Source organism: Mesorhizobium sp. Cs1321R2N1, assembly GCF_037179725.1.
GTDB lineage: Bacteria > Pseudomonadota > Alphaproteobacteria > Rhizobiales > Rhizobiaceae > Mesorhizobium > Mesorhizobium salmacidum.
In genome coordinates this window covers 1-2,759 of the sequence record NZ_JAPYKP010000273.1, presented here as the reverse complement: position 1 = coordinate 2,759, position 2,759 = coordinate 1, and the positions used below count along the sequence as shown (strand labels likewise).

Below are 2,759 nucleotides of genomic sequence, written 5' to 3'. Positions count from 1 at the left end.
GCGATGAACTTCAGCCGCTCATCCATGACGTTACACTCCTTCCAAGGCACCTTGCTCTCCTTGCAAAGGGCCGAAAGTGTAACCCATCTATCCGGAATGAACTGTCACCCATCTCTCGGGAAGGGCATGCGGTCCGTTCGGGGTGGCAGCAGAAGTCCCCGTGTCCCATCCTCAGCCGGGTATCTCTCTTAGGTGTGGCAGCGCCTAAAGCAATTCAACTGATCCGGCAGCCAGCCCCTTCTCCTGACAACGGTGTCTTTTGTAAGTCCAACTATGTCTTCTACCACCCAAGACTTAGGAGCGAGTTCTTTCACCGCTGCTAATGCCCCCTCTTCGGTGTCGTACAGAGCCACATAGAGCGCAATGGCTCCATGCGCACCAGGACCCAAATCAGGGATGCGAGCGCGAACGAGGAACGGTTTCATACAATGCCTTCTGAACTTAGGAGGATAGATTTCGAGAAATAGCTTCTCGCTACCTCGGTAGGAAGTAACGTTGTCCTTCGACCTCGCGTGCCAGCCCGGTGGCGACAAGCGTTCGTAGAACCTGCTCTACCCGGTCCTTTCGCTTGCCTGTGTTCCTGCCGTCGAACACGCTGGCTATGGCCTCGGATGGGGTCGGCGCTAGGGCCTTGGCAAGCAGGTCGCGCACGATCCTGATCTGCTCCAGACCATCGGTCGGCCATTTCGGACGATCGCCCGTCACGGGCATTTCGATATCCAAAGTGCCGACGTGTTCGCCTTCCGGCTTCGGCGCTTTCACGCCCAGCTTCGGTATTTGGAAACCGGGGCGCAGCCAGCGGACCAGACCGCGCATTTCCTCGACAGCCCGTTCGTGATTGAGTGCCACAAGTCGGGTCAATAGGTCTTCCTCTGCTCGCTCTTGCTCGACCGTTTTATGGGGTGAAGGTAGAGTTGCGCCGGGCTTGCCCACCAGCGACGGGATCAAATCCTCCCAGCCATAGGCGGCAAGGACTGCGCGATCGATGTCGTCGTGGATTTCCTTCAGTACGGAGATTAGCCCAGCTTGATGCACGTCGCGCTCTGCGTCGCTCAGCGGCGGCACATCACAGCCATTATCTAGCTCGCGCAGCCGCTCCAGCGCGTTGTACAGGCCGGTCATGGTTAGGAATGGATACGCTGCGAGCCGCTGCTTTCGGAAGTGGTCGAGGCGCTCACCCAGCCCGCGCAGCCGCTCCTGTTGGGCGAACAGTGGGTCATTTGGCCCCAGCTTAGGATTCGCCGCTAACGGGAACGGGAAGGGATCGAACGTCCGCGATTTGGAGTAGCGGGGGTCGTTACCAACGCCCAACCAGCCGCCTGTTGCGATAGCCCATACAACGCTTGGTCGTGAGGATAGCACAGTAAGGTGTTCCGCTGTCTCTAGCCCGATACAGACCAACATGTTGTCGGGCCGAATGCCGGCATCGAGGAACTGAAAAGTTCTGTGTCTCGTGGTCTCAACCGTCGCAATGTAGCGGGGCAATCCATCTAGGAATTCACGCAAATCGGTATGCCGCCGCCCGAACCACCACCAATACTCCCGCCTGAAATCCTCTCTGTTGCTTTCTCGTTCCGGCTTCACACGTTCAACAACGTGTTGGTACACGGAGGAGAACCTTGATTGGACGTCAGCAATTGCAAGAGGATAGAGGTCGATTACCATGACTCCGCGCGGACGTTGCGCAATGTCTCTGCCGTTCCTGTAGTCGAGAATGTGGTTTTCCAGCCCATCGACTGTACCTAGACCCATTCCTTTTGCCTGTGCTGGAGTAACAATAAACCCAGCACCATGAAGCGCGACGCCCCGGCTAGCCAGTAACTCATTGGCGTTCAGGTATGCCACGCGAGAAAGGTCAGCACCTATCGTAAGGTCGGCCCGAACCTTGCCATCCCGGCTATCCAGCAAAACTTGCGGTGTGTCGGTATTCAGTTGAGCTTCCGACGCGACTTCCGCTAGCACACCTTCACGATCACCTTTCTCTGCCACGGTCATGGCTATCCGTACAGCGGCCTTGTCTGCTGCCTTCATCCAAGGATGGTCCGGTACCGCAAAGATGAGCGACAGAGGCTCCTTTGCTGCCATATAACGTTCGATGACGCGGCGCGAAAATGTCTGAGTTATGGAGTTGGTCGTGATGAAGCCGAAGCGCTTCAACGGGTTCGTCTGACCCTTCAAGGGCTTGCGTAACATCCGGGTCGCGGCTTCATCCCAGAAATGCATGACGAAATCCGCTCCGCCTGGCAAGTGTGGGCGTGCGGCCCAACATGCTTCAGCGTAACCATCGCCAAGCTCCTGCCGCATGTCCTTGCCGCCGATGAAGGGCGGGTTGCCGACAACGAATTCGACCTCGGGCCACGGCGCGCGTTTCGGGTTCACATAACTATAGCGTGGCACAGTGGCGTCAGGGTCGGGAATTTCCTCACCTGTGATCGGATGCAGCTTCTTTGTCACGCCGTCCCATCGCGATAGGGGTCGCCCGGTACCGTCACGAAGCAGTTCCTGCCGGTCAAAGACAATGAGCGCATCTTGCTGCTTGATCGTGCCATAGGCGTCTAGGATCGGCTCGGTGATAGACGCCAGTCCTGCTGTCTTGAGCTGCCATTTCAGATAGCCGATCCACAGCACTAGGTGTGGAGCCTCAACAGGTTGTCCTTGGTCAGGCCCAGGCGACTGATTGGCGGTTTGGACTTTAGGCTTCCGTGCGGACGGTGCCAATTGTACCGATGCAACCATATGGGCAACTCGGCGGCGCGATG

Annotated in this window: 1 protein-coding gene and 1 pseudogene; both read right to left on the bottom strand. The window is 57.6% G+C overall.

What is annotated here, in order from left to right:
- Window positions 1-474: 474 nt before the first annotated feature.
- Window positions 475-2,628: a DNA methyltransferase gene (locus O7A61_RS31810; protein WP_337133114.1), complete on the bottom strand. Its 2,154-nt coding sequence runs from the start codon at window positions 2,626-2,628 to the stop codon at window positions 475-477.
- Window positions 2,628-2,759 (bottom strand): annotated as a pseudogene (locus O7A61_RS31805) (IS481 family transposase); the annotation flags it as partial. The pseudogene O7A61_RS31805 and the gene O7A61_RS31810, both read right to left, overlap by 1 nt.